The organism is Sinorhizobium sp. CCBAU 05631 (assembly GCF_002288505.1).
In the GTDB taxonomy this organism is placed as follows: Bacteria; Pseudomonadota; Alphaproteobacteria; order Rhizobiales; family Rhizobiaceae; genus Sinorhizobium; species Sinorhizobium fredii_C.
The window spans coordinates 1146679-1162534 of sequence record NZ_CP023064.1 but is presented as its reverse complement, the minus strand read 5'-3'; the positions used below and the strand labels follow the sequence as shown (position 1 = coordinate 1162534).

Here is a 15856-nt window from a genome sequence, read left to right as displayed (position 1 = left end):
GTCAGCCCGCCTTGCGACGCGGCGAAGCTTCCTTCGTCTTCGCGCCACGGGTCGCCTTCTTTTTGGTTTGAGTGGCCGCCTTTGTCTTCTTGGCCGGAACGCCGGCGCTCTGCCGCAATGCCTCCATCAGGTCCACGACCTTTTCGCGCTTCGGCTCCTTGCGCGGCTCGATCTTCTTGCCCTCGAGTTTCGCCTCGACCAGCTCGGCAAGGGCCGCCTCATAGCGATCATCGAATTTGGCCGGGTCGAACTTTCCGCGTTTCGTCTTGATGATGTGCTCGGCAAGCTTCAGCATCTCGCCCTCGATCTTCAGATCCGGCACGTCGTCGAACGCTTCTTGGGCCGAGCGGACCTCGTAGTCGAAGTTCAAGGTCGTTGCGATCAGTCCGTCCTCATAGGCGCGGATCAGAAGCGTGCGCACCCGCCGGAACAGCACTGCACTGGCGATGGCCGCGACGTTCTTCTTGCGCATGCCCTCGCGGATCAGAGCGAACGCGTCTTCGGCATGGCTCTTGGTCGGAGCAAGGTAATAGGGCTTGTCGAAATAGACGTTGTCGATATCGCCGCAGGCGATGAAGGCCGAGATCGACAGGGTCTTGTCGCTCTCCGGAACGGCCGCCGCGATCTCCTCGGGCTCCAGCACGACGTAGTCGCCGGATCCGACTTCATAGCCCTTGACCTGATCGTCCTTTTCGACCGGCTTTCCGGTCTCGCTGTCGACGAATTGCCGGTGAACGCGATGCCCGGTGGCACGGTTGATGGTGTGAAAGGCAATTCGTTCCGAGGTCGAGGCCGCTGTGTAGAGCGCGACCGGGCAGCTGACCTCGGCGACCTTCAGATAGCCCTTCCAATTTGCTCTCGGCGCCACGATGCGGCCTCACTCTGGGAACGGAGCACTGGGGTGGTTGCGCGCAACATGCTCGACGGTCGGGAACGTGGAGGCGTGGCGGTTTGTTCCCCTCGGAGGCGGGCGCGTCGGTCGATCACTCCCCGCCGGTGGCGGAAAATTGCAATGACAGGGCCGTTCGTTGTAAACAATTCGCTCCGCTTGATCTGGAGGAGGCACAGCATGAACCGGTTCACCGGAGGTTGCCTGTGCGGCAACGTTCGTCTTGTGGCGTCGGGACTCCCATACCGGGTCGGCCTTTGCCACTGTCTCGACTGCCGCAAGCATCACGGGGCGCTTTTTCACGCTTCCGCGATATTCCCCGAAAGCGCGGTGACGGTCGATGGCGAAACGCGCGACTATGCCGGGCGGTTTTTCTGCCCCCGCTGCGGCTCGTCGCTTTTCGGCCGCAGCGCGGACGAAATCGAAGTGAACCTGGGATCCCTGGACGCCCCCGACCAACTGATGCCGACCTATGAAAGCTGGATCGTTCGCCGTGAGGCCTGGCTGCCGCCGTTTCCGCTCACGAGACAATACGAGCGCGATCGAGAGGGCTCGGGTCGGTTCGAGGAGTAGGTCGAGCGAACCGCGCGAAGCGCGTCACTCCGGAAGCCCGGCCTTGCGGAAACCGTCAACGAAATGCTCGAGCGTCGCGTCGTCGCGGAACGGCTCGGTCGTGGCCCAATGGCGGATCGTGAAATGTGGGTTGCCGACGAGGAAAAGCTCGACCTCGGCGCGCGCCTCGTCCAGCCGGCCGAGTTGGGCAAGGCTTGCCGCCAGGAAACGGCGCGAGCCCGTGCGATAGGTCTCGTCCCGGCTGAGTGTCACGACAGCCGCTTCGTATTCGCCGCCCGCATATTGCGCCTGGCCGAGCGTCAGATAGTACCAGCTTGCCGGAAACGGGTTCAGCCGGAAGGCCTTTCTGATGTGCTCCAGGCCCTCCGCGACCCGGCCGGCCAGGACCGCAATGTCGGATAAGGTCGCCCAGATGTCGGCCTCGTTCGGATCGAGCTCGATCGCCTTGGCGAATTCCGCATCCGCCTCCCTGAAGCTGCGCTCATAGGCAAGCAAGTTGGCCAACACCCAGCGGCAGCCGGCATCGTTGGGATCGATCGCTACGGCCTTGCGCGCCAGTTCCAAGGAAACGCTGCGGCTTGGTTCGATCGGTTCGCCCCAATGCACCCACCCCATCCAATGATTCATGGCAAGCCAGCGATAGGCCTCGGCATATCGCGGATCGAGCGAGACCGCGCGGGTCAGCATCAGATGCGCCTCCCGCGCCGTCTGCGGCGAATCGTCGATCAGCTTGCGCGCCCGCACGCAGAGATCGTATGCCTCGAGATTCTTGGGCCGATTGCGCTGCGGCGGTGCCCGCAGCCGGCCGAGCAGCGCCTCGACGATCTTGCCGGTGACCTCGTCCTGAACGGCAAAGATATCCTCGAGGCTGCGATCGAAGCGTTCCGCCCAGAGATGGGCGCCACTCAGCGCATCGACCAGCTGGGCGTTGATGCGCACGCGCCCCTTGGCGCGTCTTGCGCTGCCCTCGAGCAGGTATCGGACGCCGAGGTCCTCGGCGATCTCGCGCACGTCTGTCGCCTGTCCTTTGTAGGCAAAGACCGAGTTGCGGGCGATGACGAACAGGCCGGAGATCCTGGATAAATCGGTGATCAGATCTTCGGTCAACCCGTCCGCGAAGGCTTCCTGCTCGGGATCGTTGCTGAAATTCACGAAGGGGAGCACGGCAATCGACGGCCTGTCGGGCAGTGGCAAAGGCTTTCGCATGGCGCCACCGAGCTGTTCGGTCGCCCCCGTGAAGCGGTAGCCGACGCGCGGAACCGTGGAGATCCATTCACCGCCGTCGGGGGCTGGACCGAGCAGCTTCCGGAGCTGCGCAATCTGGACGGTGAGGTTGCCTTCCTCGACGGCCGTGTCGGGCCACGCCGCGTCCATCAACTCGGCTTTGCTCAGGATTTCGCCGGACCGTCCGACGAGAGCCGCAAGCAGCTTCAGCCCGCGGTAGCCGACCGCAACGGTGTCATCGTTCCGAAGCAGCGTTCCCGCAGCCGGATCAAGCACGAACGGACCAAAGGCAAAGCGCGATCCCTGCATAGGGCAAGTCTATAGTCCGTTTGGAAGTTTTTGAGAACTTTTTGGGAGCGCTTAATTACGGCGCTCCTCGTCTCCCGCAGAATTCATCCTCTTTCAGGTCGGATCCCCGACCCGCAAACCATAAGGAGGATTGGTATGAACGAGACTCCGACCCCTGCTTCGGCCCCGCCCCATCGGCATTACAGCCTCGCGACTCTGCGGAGCATCATCGCGACCTGGGGCGAGCGGATACGCTTTCGCCGGGAACTCGAGCAGAAGTTGAAGGACGATCCGCATTTGATCGCCGATATCGGCCTGACCCAACGGCAGTTCGAGGCAGAGATCGCCAAGCCCTCCTGGCAAGGGCCGATGCCGCCTCTATGAGGCGACTGCTGCAATGACAGAGGATCGCCAGTTTCCGCGTGCCGCAGTTGTTTGCCGGCACCTGCAAAGCACGGCATCGCCGCGAGAGGATCGGCTCCCCTGGGCGGCGATGGCGGGCATCATCGCGACCGTCTCGGTGTTTGCCGTGGCGCAGGGGCTGACCTATCCGCTGCTCAGCTTCATCCTCGAGCGGCAGGGGATGGCGCCGGACCTGATCGGCTTGTCGGCGGCGATGACGCCGCTGGGTTTCATTGTATCCGCACCCCTCGTTCCGGCGCTGGCGCGGCGCGTGGGCGGGGCGCGGCTTGCGATCCTGTGTTCGCTGCTGGCGGCGCTCACGCTGGCCGCGATCGCCTGGATGCAGGGCGTCTGGGCCTGGATGCCGCTGCGCTTCCTGCTCGGCTTCTTCGCCAATCCGCTCTACGTCATCAGCGAGACCTGGCTGATGTCGATCACGCCGGCGCCACGCCGGGGCCGCATCCTGGGCCTCTATTCATCGATTGTTTCGGGGGGCTTCGCCATCGGCCCGCTCTCGCTCGGCCTCACCGGTACCGAGGGTTGGCCGCCTTTCCTGATCGGCATCGTGGCCCTTCTACTCTGCGGCCTGATCGTGCTTGGGGTCGTGCCACGTCTGCCGAAGATGCCGCACGAAGGCGAGGCAATATCGGTCGGCGGCTTCTTCGCACGGGCGCCGCTCCTATTGTTCGCGGTCTTCACGGCCGCCGCCTTCGAGCAGACCCTGCTCTCTTTGTTGGCGGTCTATGGCGCCGCGCTCGGTAGCGCCGAGGCCCGTATCGCTTCGCTCATCGCCTGTTTCATCGCTGGCAATGCCGTGCTGCAGATTTTGTTCGGGCGCATGACCGAACGGCTCGGCTCGAGGCGGACCCTGTTGCTCTGTGCCCTGGCTGCGCTGGCCGGCTGCCTGCTGCTGCCGTCGATCTTCGACGCATGGCTCGTCTGGCCGCTCGTTTTCGTCTGGGGCGGAGTCTCCTTCGGGATTTATACCGTATCGCTCATCCGGCTCGGCGAGCGGTTCACCGGTCAGGCGCTGATCGCCGGTAACGCGGCCTTCGCCTTCGTATGGGGTATCGGCGGCATCGTCGGCTCGCCCGCGACGGGATTGACGATGCAACTGATCGGACATCACGGGCTGCCAACGTCCCTCGGCCTCCTGTGCTGCGTTCTGGCAGTGCTTCTGATGGCAGAGAGAAGGCGGCTCTGATCGAGGCATCTACAGCATCACTGCCGAACATTGCCATGGTGAGGCAGCGCCCCTCGGAGGAGGGAGGAGGGGCGCTGCCAACAAGGTCGACTCGGGGGCAGTGGGAGGGAAAGAGTCGACCCCCATTGCGTCAACGTCGCTTGGTAAAGCGACGGGCTCTAACGTCCCGCGCCCGCGCAAGGTTCCGAACGTTGGCGAATGTTCTCGCTTCGAGCAGGCTCAGTAAGCCAGCGCGCAGCCGTCCTTGCGCGGATCCGAGCCGGCCTGCAGCACGCCGCTAGCCGCATCGATCATGATCGCCTGGCCGCCGCCAAGCGGCATCTCGGCCATTTTGATATCATGGCCCAATGCCACGAGGCCTTTCAGCACATCCTCGCGGATGCCGCGCTCGGCCTCGAAGCGCCCCATCTGGGGGAAGCCGCGGGCGCAGTCGATGGCTTCCTGCACATTCATGCCGAAGTCGATGATATTGGTGAGCACGTGGGTTTGGCCGACCGGTTGGAAGCCGCCGCCCATGACGCCGAAGCAGAGCCACGGTTTGCCGTCCTTCATGGCCATCGCCGGGATAATCGTGTGCAGCGGGCGCTTCCGCGGTGCCACGCAATTGGGGTGCGCGGGATCGACAAGGAAGCCCGTGCCGCGGTTGTGCAGCAGCACGCCGGTTTTCGGGCTGGAAAGGCCGGTGCCATAGGGCCAGAACAGCGAGTTGATAAAGGAGCAGGCGTTGCCCTTTCCGTCGACCACGCTGATATAGACGGTATCCCGATATGTCGTGGTGCCGAGCGGGCCCCCAGCCGGCATGGCTCTCCTCAGGTCGATGCGGCCGCGCAGGCCGTCGGCGAAGTTGGCCGAAAGCAGCTTCTGCACGGGGACATCGGCAAAGGCCGGGTCGGCGACATACATGTCGCGCGCCTCAAAGGCCAGTCTTGTGGCCTCGGCCTCGATATGGAAGCGCTCGACGCCGACCGGATCGTATTTGCCCAGGTCGAAGCCGCTCAGGATGTTGAGCATTAGCAAAGTCGTGATGCCGACGCCGTTCGGCGGGATTTCCAGGATCTCGATGCCGCGATAGCTGGTCGAAATAGGCTCGACCCAAAAAGCCTCCTGCGAGGCGAAATCCTCCAGCGAATGCGTGCCGCCGAGGCTGCGGAGATAGGCCACCATGTCCTCGGCGACCCAGCCGGTGTAAAAGCCGTCGCGGCCCTTGGCGGCGATCTCCCGGAGGACTTTCGCATGCTCTGGCTGCCTGAACACCTCACCGGCCGTGGGAGCGCGGCCACCCTTCAACCACATGCGCGCACTATTGGCATCCGCCTTCAGCTTGTCTTCGTTACGGGCCCAATCGGTGGCGACGCGCTCGGTCACCGCAAAACCTTCCTCGGCATGGCGGATGGCGGGCTGCAGCAACGCGCCGAGCGGCATGGAGCCGAGGCGCTGGTTCAGCTTGGCCCAGGAATCAATGGCGCCCGGGACGGTCACCGCATGCACCGACGTTAGAGCGATCTCCTTCACTCCCTGCCTCAAGAGATGCTCGGCGGTGAGGCCCCCCGGCGCGCACCCCGAGCCGTTCAGACCGTAGACCTTGCCGCGCGTCTTGGTGTCGGTGCCCGGCGGATCGGTAGACGCGGGAGCGAAGAGCACGAAATTGTCGCCGCCGATGCCTGTCGAGCCCGGCTCGACCACGCATTGGACGGCACAGGCGGCGATCGCGGCGTCGGCCGCATTACCGCCGCGGCGCAGGATTTCGATGGCGGCGAGCGTCGAAAGAGCATGCGACGTGGCCGCGGCGCCATGCCTGCCCATGACGACTGAACGGCCATTGCAGGTCACGCATGGGAATGGAACTCCGCGAGGATCGAGAAGACAGTCCGGAGCTTATGACGGGGCCGTTTCGATGGAAACAGGCGCGGATCATCGAGACGCCCATGCGAGCCGCGATATATTTCAATATTCAAAGATCAAGCCACATTTGCCCATGACGGGCGAGAGGTGCCGCGAGGATGAGTTGAATACAACCAATGATAGGAAGCCTCTTGATCTCAAGCTGATTTCGAAGCATTGTGCATTGCACAAGATCGGCGGCGGGCGAGGCGCGACGCGAGCCTGAGAGGAGTGGAGCCGGTGGGTTTTCGAGACATGCCTCTTTATAAGAAGCTCGTTGCCCTCGGGATTGTCGCTCTGGCGTTTGTCGGTGTATTCGATGCGCTCATCAATTTGCCCGTCGTTTCGGGCTGCACGTTTTATGGTGAATGCCGCCTCGGCGACATGGCCGAGCCGCCCACCGACCTGGGCGTCGATCCGCTAGTCCAATGAAAGAGGCCCCGACACCAGCACTGATCGTCTATGATGGCGATTGCATCTTCTGCCAAAGCTATGTTCGCTTCATGCGATTGCGCGAAACCATTGGTGCCGTCGAACTGCTCGACGCCCGCTCCGCTGATCCGCGAGTGGCTCGCTTCCAGAAGCAGGGTTTCGACCTCAATGAAGGAATGCTGTTCGTCTTCGAGGATCGCATTTACCACGGCGACGAAGCGGCCAATCTCCTGGCAATCCTTAGTTCGTCTTCGTCCCTCTTCGGCCGCCTTAACCGGGCGCTTCTTTCCAATAGAACGGCCGCGAGGTTGATCTACCCGCTCCTCAAGGCGGGGCGCCGTGCTACGCTGCGACTGCGCGGGCGCCCGCTCATTCAGGCCGACCTTGACCCTCCACCGGATGGAAATAGCGGCTGGTGAGGGGGAACTTCCTCAGGCGCTAAACCCGGCAGGCTGATGGTCTGGCTCGCATTGTCGCCCTGCGCCGTCCCGGTGGCCGCGCGGACGCCTGAGCCGCGCGTCCGCCTGGCAGAAAACTGCAGGTCCCGAGCCTAGTGGGTGCAGACCTTAGGCCGGGAGAAGTCCACCAGCTTGAAGATCAGCAGCTTGCGTTCGAGGATGTTGGGCATTTCATCTGCCAACGTCGCTGCCGTCGCGCGACTAACGGTTTCTCCATCCTTGACGTAGGTCACCCACGCCTCGGGATTCCAGCGGAGCTGCTTCTTAATCTCGTGCAGGACGTGATACTTTCCGGCCTGCGCTTGCCTGACCAAGTGCGGCTCGGAAGAATCGACGATCTTCATCACCTCGTTCTGGTAGTTGAAAAGATACGGCGGCGTCGGGAACAGCAGGTGGTTGGTTTGACCGGCTTCGGTATGCAGATTGCTGAACATGTTGATCGAGCTTTCGGTCTTTAGCCCCACATAGGGCGAAAGGCACGAAAGGAAAAACAAGCCCGGGATGACGTAGACCCATGCCGGCGGGCGCGGGGCGGAAACGTTGTCGCAAGGCAGATTCTGCAGCGCCACATAGGCCAGGACGATCATCGCGACGCCGCCGACCACGGACCACACGAGGATCCATACGGAGTGGACCACCATGTCGAAGCTGCGCTCCGGATAGGTCCGGGCGAGAAGCAGGACGACTGCAATCGCGAAAAACATGAGCACCGCCGCCGGGAAGAGCGTGCCAATCCGTCCGAACTGCGCGCGAAGGCCGTTGGCGGCGGCAAGCGAGATGCCGTAGAGCGATCGGCTGGCGGGAACTGGAATGCTCAGCACGTAAAGCGCGAATACAAGGCTCGAAAAATCCATGTACCACGAATAGGCGGAGATCGGGATCACGTAGTGGAAGACAAGCGCCAGGATGAAGCCGATCGCGAAATAGCGCTTCCAGTAGAGTGCGACGATGGCAATCGCCTCGATAACAAAGGTCGCATAGATCGCCAGGTACCTGCCAAACAGATTGTCTTCGAGACCGAACGGGCGAGCAAGCGGAACGTAGAGCCCCACGGCACAACTGACGGAAGGATCGAGGAAGTCCGTGTTGATCTTATGAAAGATTCCGTAGAAGTACATGATCGCGAGCAGGGCGCGGGCGACGACACGGATCTGACCATAGAGCGTCATGCGGTCGATGGCGGCGATGCTGCCGGCTTTGACGTAGAGAGCCGCTGCGCTGAGCAGGATTCCCAAGTTCATCACGGCCGTGATCGTCTTGTTGTTTGAGGCAACCGGCAAGCGGAGGCCGTATAACAGCAGCGAGACCGCGACCAGCCCCAGCAGGATGCCGGTGCGGCGCGGATAGAGCAGAAGCAAGAGGCTGAGCAGGACGATGGACCAGCTCAAAACCGTGTAGGCCAGCCCTTTGTAACCGATCAGTGAATAGACATCGCCCGCGATGCTGAAGAGCGCTGCCATCGCCCAAAACGGCGTAAATGCAGTAAGACCGTCATAGGTATAGGCGGGATTTCCGACAGTTGAGAGTTTGCTTGGACGAAAGTTCCAGAAAGGTATTGCGCTCGCCGTCATCGTTAGAACCCACTTGAAGTGATTGTTTCTCGCGCCGGAGAAGAAGGCATGCTCCTCCGGGCAGCCTTTTGTGCACCGACAATTTCACACGACCTCGAATGCACCGGGAGCAATTTGCCGCATCACGACATCTTGCCGGTGTCCTGTCCAACGCGCCCCGACCATTGGCGGGGTCCATGATTAGCTTAAGCAACTCTCAATTGTAAACAACAATTCTGTCAGCAACCGGCGGTGAGCGTTTGCGGACGACCCTTCCAAGACAGTTCCTTGGAGAGTTGGTTCCCACGGAAGCGGCACGCTGCATGACCCACGGTTGCGAAGCAACTCTACTACGGCCCATGTTGCGCAGCAATATTTCATTGTGCAAGGCAGCAACAACAGACCGTTTCTGTTGCGCTGCGGCAAGCATCTGGGTTAGTTTCAAACCTGTCGTCGACTGCAACCTGCATGAGGGTGAGGATTTGGAAGCCAGCGCATTCGATCCCCCTGACGGTTCGCTCCGCGAGAAAGTAGGTCGGGGTGCCGTCGCGACGGCCCTTGCCCAAGCGGTCAAGGTCGCGACGCAGATCCTTTCCGTAATCGTCCTTTCGCGCCTCCTGTCACCTCAGGATTTTGGCGTGGTTGCGATGTGCGCGCCGGTATTGGCGTTCATCGCACTGTTTCAGGACCTTGGGCTCACGCAGGCGACCGTGCAGAAACGCTCCATAACACATGAAGAGGTGAATTCTCTCTTCTGGATCAACGTTGCGGTCAGCGTGGCGCTTGCCTGTTTGATGGTGGGCATGGCACCGCTCATCGGAGCTTTTTACGATGAGCCCCGAGTGGGGCCTCTTGTCGCCGCGATGTCGTTGCAGATACTCGCCTATGGCTTCGGGGCCCAACACCTTGCACTGCTCAACCGGCGCATGGCCTTCGATCGCCTGGCGGTGGTGGAGATCGCTAGCGCCATGGGTGGCTTTTTCGCCGCCGTCGGCTGGACTTTCGTCGATCGATCCTATTGGGCGCTTTACGCCGGCACGCTGACGAGTGCCGTCTTGCCGACGCTCTGTTACTGGGCGAATTCGGGGTGGCGGCCAGGTTTCACACTCAAAACCGAAGGCGTAGGCGCGTTGCTGACCTTCGGTGCCGGCATAACTGGATTCAACTTCGCGAACTTCTTTGCCCGCAATCTGGACAACATTCTCATCGGCCGATACTGGGGCGAGACGCAATTGGGGCTTTACGACCGAGCCTATAAGCTGCTGCTCTTTCCGCTCAGCCAACTGGCCAATCCGCTGTCGAAAGTCATGGTGCCGGCGCTCTCCCGCCTGACGAACGAGCCCGATCGGTATCGCAGCGCCTATCTTCGGGTGCTGCCCTTGATGCTCATTGTGGCGCTCCCCGGCGTCGGCGCCGCCATTGCCACGGCCGATGTGCTTATTCCTTTTGTCTTGGGAGAGCAGTGGCGGGAGAGCGCAGTCATTTTCATGGCGCTCGGCTTTGCCGGCTTGCTGCAGCCGGTCAACAATCCTGCGGGTTGGCTGTTCATCAGCCAGGGCCGGTCGGGTGATTTCATGCGGTGGGGAATCGTGACAGCGTTAACGTCGGCTTTGGCCTTCGTCATCGGTCTGCCCTACGGAGCCTTAGGGGTCGCCGTTGTCTATTCGCTCAGCGAGTATGTTCGAACACCGCTTCTGTGGATCTATGTCGGGAGAAAGGGGCCGTTGGGTTTGAAGGATGTGCTTTGTGCTGCCGGCCCCTTTGTGCTCGGTTCGCATTGCGCATTGCTGGTCCTTTGGTTTTCCCGACCGGTCTTGCCGAACCAGCCTATTCTCGCCATTGCGGCCGTTGCCGCCCTGTCATACGCCGTTACAATCGTGATCGCGATGCTTTTCCCGTTCGGCAGACAAACCTTGCGGGAGGCCATCAAGCTCGTGCCGGGACGCGTGATCGGATCGCGGGGCGGGGAGGCCTAAGAGCGCCTTCTGCGCATCGGAGGCCTTCTGCAATCATCAATCATCAGGCCGGCTTTCGCACCCTGCCCTTCAGCGCCTGGTAACCCCGTTCTCCAAGCATCGCACGGGCCGCTGCCTTCAGCATTGCCTGCCGACCCTCCAACGATTTCGCCTGTTTTAGCCCTGCCAGCAGCCAAGCGGAATTCGAAGAGATCATCTGTTGCGACTCTATACAAAGCACCGGCTTTCCCGAGAGCTTGGCTATATTCACCGCCTGATCGTGCTCGCTTTCGATGAAAAGCACGGCATCCGAACGCCGGTAGAACTCGGCCTTGAAGCGGCCGTGCGCGGCGAGCCGTTGGCGCTCTTCCTTGCTGGGAAGGTCGAGCATGATGAGTTCTCCATACTCGATTCCCTGCGCCGCCAGCCAAGCCTCCGTCTGGGCCCGGTATTTTTCCAGCCGACTGGTCACCAGATAGGCGATCTTTCGCGTCGGGACATACAGTGGACGTGCTTGCGCCAGGAATTGGAGGTAGGCGGGGCCGTCATCGTTTTCTTCGTTGGTGGGATCGAAACACAGGACCCCGTCAATATCGACGCAGCTCTGGCCGAGAAACTTGTGGTGCATCACGTTCCACTGGAAAAGCCGAGGCTGTGGTACGACCTCGAGCACGAGATCGGCCTCGTCGTAGCGCTCATAGGTGCCGTATACGGCAGCGAAGACAAGCTGGTCGCGGGCAACGCCCGCGGCGGCTGCCTTTACCCGCGCCTCCCGCATGGCGCCACCGCCATTGATGCTGTCATCGATAACCAGTATCCGGCGCATCTCAGGTATGGTGCGCTGCAGAGCGGCGGAGCGCTTGGTGATCCCGCAGGAGAAGGTCTTGCCGGCGACAAAGCTGTCGAGATCGGTCATCTGGATGTTCGCGGTCAGACTGACGAGGTTGGCAGCCAGGAGGCCGCTTCTGGGGATTCCGACGACGAGATCGATATCACGTGGCAGTCGGTGGAGGTTTCTGGCAATGGTGGAATTCATATCTGCAATTGATCTGTAGTACATAACTTCACTCCCAAGTAGTATTGATGGACACTATGCAGCGTCGAAATTTGCAAACGGGTTCACGCAATGCTGGCTGCCTGAAAAGGTAACGGCATCTTCCGGTCCGCTGCGCCAGGCGTAGTCGGTGAGGAGATGAAAGTCGGCGAGCAGCCAGCGCTCGAACCGCTCCAAACGCTTTGCGTCATCATCGGGCAGCAGTGGTCGAACCGCGTCTCCCAGACCCAGTCCTTCGAATAGCGTCGAAGCATCCGCCAGCTTTTCCGTCGGGAAATCCCATGGATTTCGCTTGTGGAATTCCAGGGTGAAGGCGCGCAGATGCTCATCCGACATGTTCAGCTCTCCGAGATACCGTTTCAGAGATGCCCGGACCAAATCCTCGCCGGAAAAGGACCGGGCCGCCGTGTAGGCAAGGGCGGTTGAAGCGACACACCCGCCGGCCAGACCGAGAACCGCGCGCCGTGAAAGCGTGATCATGCTTTTTCTCCATCATGTTAGGCGACTAGCCGCCCGCAACGAGAGGGCCGCGGCCGTCAAGCTGGGATTGGCGCAGGAACAGCTTGGGTAGGTGCTCGTGCCGACGATCAGCAGATTGCGAATTTGGTGGTGGATCAAATCACCGTCGACCACCGAGTCCTTGGGGTCTTTCCCCATGCGAAGCGTGCCTTGAACATGCGATTCCGTCCGCCGGATGCCGCGATCCAGGACTTTTTCGACCGGCAGCGGCCGAAGAAGCTCCGGCAGTTGCTCCTTGGCTCTCGTCATGCCTTTGACCGCGTATTCGGCCGCTCCCTTGTAGCTTATGAAAGCGTCGCCGTTTTCATCGAGGCTGACGAAATTGTCCGCCTCCAGCAGGTCCTCGGTGACGATTACGAGGGGAAGTGTTTGCCGCAATCGCCCCTTCTCGGGACGAAGACCGTGCTGCCAGCGGTTCTCGAAATAGACCAGAGCCGCGCCGTGCTCCGATCTGTGGGCTCCGTCATACAGGCCGAAATTCAGACCAGTGGTGATGGTGCTTCCATCGAAATTGTCGACGCCGTCGAGATAGGCTTCAAGGTTCCAGCCGTAGGATTCATGCAGACCCCGCCCGACCAAATCGCCGCCGAGACCCGATCGCAGCATGACAGCGGGGCTCTGGATACCGTTGGCGCCGAGCACGAAAAGATCGCCCGTGACCGTATGCTCGCTGCCATCGTGGCGGAACGTCGCGGCGCGAATACTTCCGGCCGCGTGCTCCAATCGCCGCACTTCCGATTCCAAGCAAACGGATACCTGTGGGTGTTCGAAGACATGCATGAGACCGTTATTGGCAGTGAATTTCGCATCGGCCGGGCAGAGCCAGCAGCGCAGCGATGCGCAGCAGGACGGACGCTGTTCAGTCGCTACCCGCGCCCGTGCTGTCGGCATGACGAAGTGCCGATCCGGTTGCGCCGCTTTCATCATCCGATCCGGCGTCGACATCCGATGCGGCGGTTGAGGGAAGGGCCTCGATCGCGGCATGAGCGCCGCCATATCCGGATCGCCCGATATGGACATGATCGACTCGGCCTGACAGTAGAAAGGCTCGAGATCATCGTAGCTGATCGGCCAATCCTGTCCGACCCCATAGAGGCTTCTCAGCCTGAAATCATTCGGATGCAGCCGTGGCGTCTGGGCGAACCAGCAGTTGGTGCCGCCGCCCAGCCCGATCGTGTAGTTCCACGGCTTTGTTGAATTGCTCCTGTAGGTCTGCTCATCCTTGAGATCGGTATTCGCACCATGTTCCAACTGCCACGCATGCGAGTTGTGGCGACCCCATTCAAGGAGAAGAATGCGCGCGCTGCGGCGATGCGTGAAACCATGGAGGAAGAAGGCGGATCCGAAGCCGGAACCGATCACGACCACGTCGAAATGCTCTCCGGCGATCTCTTCGGCGCGAACACCCAGCACCATCTGTTAACCTCGCAAGGCGGGGAGGAGCAACCGCATTGGCCTGCGGGGCCCGGATTGCAGGGTCAGCAAATTCACTCCGGTCACGTTCTCACCAGTGCTGCGGTAGTAGGCAGATGCTTCGATGCGAATTTCGGATGGCAGCAGTCGGAGTTCCCCGACGGCCGCTATTGCCTGTGAAATGCGGCACAGGCGATTACCGGCTGCAGACCGCAGCTACAGTTTTTGCAATGATACGCAGATGCCGAAGAAACGACCCGCACTTTGAATATTCGCGCTGTGTGCACTTACCTCGAAACTGCGCTTCACCAAAGCGGGCGGACGGCCTGCGGGGAACGCCCTTAGCCCGTTGAAAACTCCGGCTGCCCGACCAAGCATATGCCTTCATTGCACAACCTCAAGAGGAGATAATCTCTGCAATACACCCTAACAGAATATTATTGCATTGCAACATGTGCATGAAAGTTTTCTCCGGAGCAGCTTTACAGGGAATTCCAAAGGGTTGGGGAAGGATTGTAGGCGGAGCGGCCTCGTTGTGCAGCGCCAGACGAAACACAGTCATAGCCCGTTTGACGATAGGCTGGATCAGTTGCGAGGCCGAAGAGCGGTCGGCTTGGCGCAGCGAGAGAACGCCGAGCGGCAACCCATCCAGTAAGCGCCAGATCGATTTACCGCGCCGCCCAGTTGGCACCGCGGCGGAAGATCGTCCGCATCTGCGGAACCTCGAATTCCTTCGATACGTGGCCGAGCGAGGAATAGAAGACCCGGCCCTTACCGTGCTTGCGCTTCCAGACTACCGGCATCACCACGCCCTCGATCCACCACGCATGCTCGCCGGAAAAGGTGGTCGTCGCCAGCACCTCGTTCGAGGGATCGACATGCATGTAATATTGCTCTGAGGTGTAAGGGAAATCGGAGATCCCTTCCATCAGGGGGTCGTCGGGGCGGCTGATGTTCACGCGGTAGTCGATGATGTTTCCGGGATGGGCCACCCATTGGCCACCGATGATGAACTGGTACTCAACGCATTCGCGGAACGCATCGCCGGCGCCGCCGTGATAGCCGGCAATGCCGACGCCACCTTGCACGGCAGCGGCGAGGTTTTTCGCCTCCTCCTTCTCGATCTTCGACATGGTCATGATCGGCACGATCAGCGACAGGTCGTGAATGGAGGGATCGGCAAAGGTCTCGGTCGTGTGTTCCAGATAGACCCGGAAGCCGTCCTCCTGCAGCATGTCGCGAATGACATGGGCGCATTCCTTTGGCTCGTGCCCGCTCCAGCCGCCCCAGACGATCAGTGCCTCGCGCATGTCTCATCCTCCTTGATCTCGTTTGCGGACCGCCGGAACAAAAGCCCGAACCCTGTAGTTTGTCGACCCGAAGGGATGCACAAGGGAGAATTTTCTGATGAAAGCCATGCTCCTCAAGAGTGCTGTTGCGTTGAGTCTTGGAATTGGAGCCGTAACTCTTCCTGCTGCAGCAGAAGACACGTCGAGAAATAGCGCAGTGACCGGCGCCGCTGGCGGAGCCGCCGCGGGCGCAGTCGTTGGAGGTCCGGTCGGAGCCGCGGTTGGCGGCGTCGCGGGCGCGATCGCGGGAGCGGTCATCGACCCGCCTCCGCCGAAAGTGATTGCCTATGTCGAAGCGCAGCCGCTTCCGACGCAGCCAGTCGTCATCCAGGAACAGATCGTCGTCGGCAAGCCCTTGCCCGAGACGGTTGTCCTTACTCCGATACCCGAAGATACGCGCTATGCCTATGCGGTCGTGAATGACCAACGGGTCATCGCCGACCCGAAAAGCCGCACGGTGGTACAGGTCATACAATAAACTTGAATTCACCCGGTGAGCTTCCGAGCTCGCCGGGTGAACGCCGAAGCGTTCATCGGCCGCTTACCGAATTCGAGTGGCCTTGACGCCCTGGGTGCCTCTGTCGGTCCACTCCACTGTCGCAACCGCTGAACCGAAAAGAAGGGCAGGTATCGCCAGCGCGCTGAAGAATTTCAGCATCTGAAGG

15 protein-coding genes are annotated in these 15856 nt (G+C 61.2%); 7 read left to right on the top strand and 8 right to left on the bottom strand.

All coding sequences use genetic code 11. The annotated features are described in order from the left end of the window. Position 1: 1 nt before the first annotated feature. On the bottom strand, positions 2–868 hold the full coding sequence (locus SS05631_RS24895; RefSeq protein ID WP_037416437.1) for a Ku protein: 867 nt from the start codon (positions 866–868) through the stop codon (positions 2–4). A 201-nt stretch (positions 869–1069) separates the two neighbouring features. Here SS05631_RS24895 and SS05631_RS24890 point away from each other — a divergent pair, with 201 nt between their 5' ends. Then, a complete protein-coding gene (locus SS05631_RS24890; RefSeq protein ID WP_037416581.1) occupies positions 1070–1462 on the top strand; it encodes a GFA family protein in 393 nt (130 codons plus the stop codon). 24 nt (positions 1463–1486) lie between these two features. On the opposite strand, the gene SS05631_RS24885 is transcribed toward SS05631_RS24890, so the two are convergent. Continuing rightward, positions 1487–2995 carry a winged helix-turn-helix domain-containing tetratricopeptide repeat protein gene (locus SS05631_RS24885; protein WP_037416440.1) on the bottom strand — a complete coding sequence of 503 codons (1509 nt, stop codon included), beginning with the start codon at positions 2993–2995 and terminating at the stop codon, positions 1487–1489. Between the two features lie 135 nt (positions 2996–3130). Here SS05631_RS24885 and SS05631_RS24880 point away from each other — a divergent pair, with 135 nt between their 5' ends. Together SS05631_RS24880 and SS05631_RS24875 are read left to right on the top strand one after the other, a co-directional pair. Further along, on the top strand, positions 3131–3358 hold the full coding sequence (locus SS05631_RS24880; RefSeq protein ID WP_037416443.1) for a DUF1127 domain-containing protein: 228 nt from the start codon (positions 3131–3133) through the stop codon (positions 3356–3358). Positions 3359–3467: 109 nt separating this feature from the next. Continuing rightward, the gene (locus SS05631_RS24875; protein WP_234819631.1) at positions 3468–4580 is read left to right on the top strand and encodes an MFS transporter; all 1113 of its coding nucleotides are present in this window, start codon (positions 3468–3470) and stop codon (positions 4578–4580) included. A gap of 219 nt (positions 4581–4799) precedes the next feature. Here the strand turns inward: SS05631_RS24875 and ggt are convergent, their stop codons facing one another. Further along, a complete protein-coding gene (gene ggt, locus SS05631_RS24870) occupies positions 4800–6383 on the bottom strand; it encodes a gamma-glutamyltransferase (protein ID WP_050988207.1) in 1584 nt (527 codons plus the stop codon). 318 nt (positions 6384–6701) lie between these two features. Between ggt and SS05631_RS31160 the strand changes: the two genes are divergently transcribed. Both SS05631_RS31160 and SS05631_RS24860 read left to right on the top strand, forming a co-directional pair. Further along, positions 6702–6893, top strand: coding sequence for a hypothetical protein (locus tag SS05631_RS31160; protein ID WP_157213158.1), 192 nt, complete (start codon positions 6702–6704; stop codon positions 6891–6893). After that, on the top strand, positions 6890–7312 hold the full coding sequence (locus SS05631_RS24860; protein WP_037416450.1) for a DCC1-like thiol-disulfide oxidoreductase family protein: 423 nt from the start codon (positions 6890–6892) through the stop codon (positions 7310–7312). The genes SS05631_RS31160 and SS05631_RS24860 overlap by 4 nt, the downstream gene beginning before the upstream one ends. 131 nt (positions 7313–7443) lie before the next feature. Here SS05631_RS24860 and SS05631_RS24855 read toward each other — a convergent pair whose 3' ends face one another. Further along, positions 7444–8922: a hypothetical protein gene (locus tag SS05631_RS24855; RefSeq protein WP_037416453.1), complete on the bottom strand. Its 1479-nt coding sequence runs from the start codon at positions 8920–8922 to the stop codon at positions 7444–7446. A gap of 461 nt (positions 8923–9383) precedes the next feature. Here SS05631_RS24855 and SS05631_RS24850 point away from each other — a divergent pair, with 461 nt between their 5' ends. Next, positions 9384–10877: a lipopolysaccharide biosynthesis protein gene (locus tag SS05631_RS24850; protein WP_037416456.1), complete on the top strand. Its 1494-nt coding sequence runs from the start codon at positions 9384–9386 to the stop codon at positions 10875–10877. A 43-nt stretch (positions 10878–10920) separates the two neighbouring features. Here the strand turns inward: SS05631_RS24850 and SS05631_RS24845 are convergent, their stop codons facing one another. The 4 genes from SS05631_RS24845 to SS05631_RS24830 form a co-directional block, all read right to left on the bottom strand. Further along, a complete protein-coding gene (locus tag SS05631_RS24845) occupies positions 10921–11916 on the bottom strand; it encodes a phosphoribosyltransferase family protein (protein WP_037416459.1) in 996 nt (331 codons plus the stop codon). Positions 11917–11946: 30 nt separating this feature from the next. Beyond that, positions 11947–12246, bottom strand: a complete 300-nt coding sequence (locus SS05631_RS24840) for a hypothetical protein (RefSeq protein ID WP_234819613.1) — start codon at positions 12244–12246, stop codon at positions 11947–11949. 156 nt (positions 12247–12402) lie between these two features. Next, positions 12403–13845: a GMC family oxidoreductase gene (locus SS05631_RS24835; protein ID WP_037416464.1), complete on the bottom strand. Its 1443-nt coding sequence runs from the start codon at positions 13843–13845 to the stop codon at positions 12403–12405. Positions 13846–14510: 665 nt separating this feature from the next. Further along, positions 14511–15152, bottom strand: coding sequence for a ThuA domain-containing protein (locus SS05631_RS24830; protein WP_037416467.1), 642 nt, complete (start codon positions 15150–15152; stop codon positions 14511–14513). A gap of 97 nt (positions 15153–15249) precedes the next feature. Here SS05631_RS24830 and SS05631_RS24825 point away from each other — a divergent pair, with 97 nt between their 5' ends. Then, on the top strand, positions 15250–15669 hold the full coding sequence (locus SS05631_RS24825) for a DUF1236 domain-containing protein (RefSeq protein WP_083853927.1): 420 nt from the start codon (positions 15250–15252) through the stop codon (positions 15667–15669). Positions 15670–15856 lie beyond the last annotated feature (187 nt).

Coding starts and splice junctions, on each gene's coding strand:
- SS05631_RS24890 (WP_037416581.1), top strand. CDS start 1,070: ATGAACCGGTTCACCGGAGGTTGCCTGTGCGGCAACGTTCGTCTTGTG.
- SS05631_RS24885 (WP_037416440.1), bottom strand. CDS start 2,995: ATGCAGGGATCGCGCTTTGCCTTTGGTCCGTTCGTGCTTGATCCGGCT.
- SS05631_RS24880 (WP_037416443.1), top strand. CDS start 3,131: ATGAACGAGACTCCGACCCCTGCTTCGGCCCCGCCCCATCGGCATTAC.
- SS05631_RS24875 (WP_234819631.1), top strand. CDS start 3,468: ATGGCGGGCATCATCGCGACCGTCTCGGTGTTTGCCGTGGCGCAGGGG.
- ggt (WP_050988207.1), bottom strand. CDS start 6,383: ATGGGCAGGCATGGCGCCGCGGCCACGTCGCATGCTCTTTCGACGCTC.
- SS05631_RS24860 (WP_037416450.1), top strand. CDS start 6,890: ATGAAAGAGGCCCCGACACCAGCACTGATCGTCTATGATGGCGATTGC.
- SS05631_RS24855 (WP_037416453.1), bottom strand. CDS start 8,922: ATGACGGCGAGCGCAATACCTTTCTGGAACTTTCGTCCAAGCAAACTC.
- SS05631_RS24845 (WP_037416459.1), bottom strand. CDS start 11,916: ATGTACTACAGATCAATTGCAGATATGAATTCCACCATTGCCAGAAAC.
- SS05631_RS24840 (WP_234819613.1), bottom strand. CDS start 12,246: ATGTCGGATGAGCATCTGCGCGCCTTCACCCTGGAATTCCACAAGCGA.
- SS05631_RS24835 (WP_037416464.1), bottom strand. CDS start 13,845: ATGGTGCTGGGTGTTCGCGCCGAAGAGATCGCCGGAGAGCATTTCGAC.
- SS05631_RS24830 (WP_037416467.1), bottom strand. CDS start 15,152: ATGCGCGAGGCACTGATCGTCTGGGGCGGCTGGAGCGGGCACGAGCCA.
- SS05631_RS24825 (WP_083853927.1), top strand. CDS start 15,250: ATGAAAGCCATGCTCCTCAAGAGTGCTGTTGCGTTGAGTCTTGGAATT.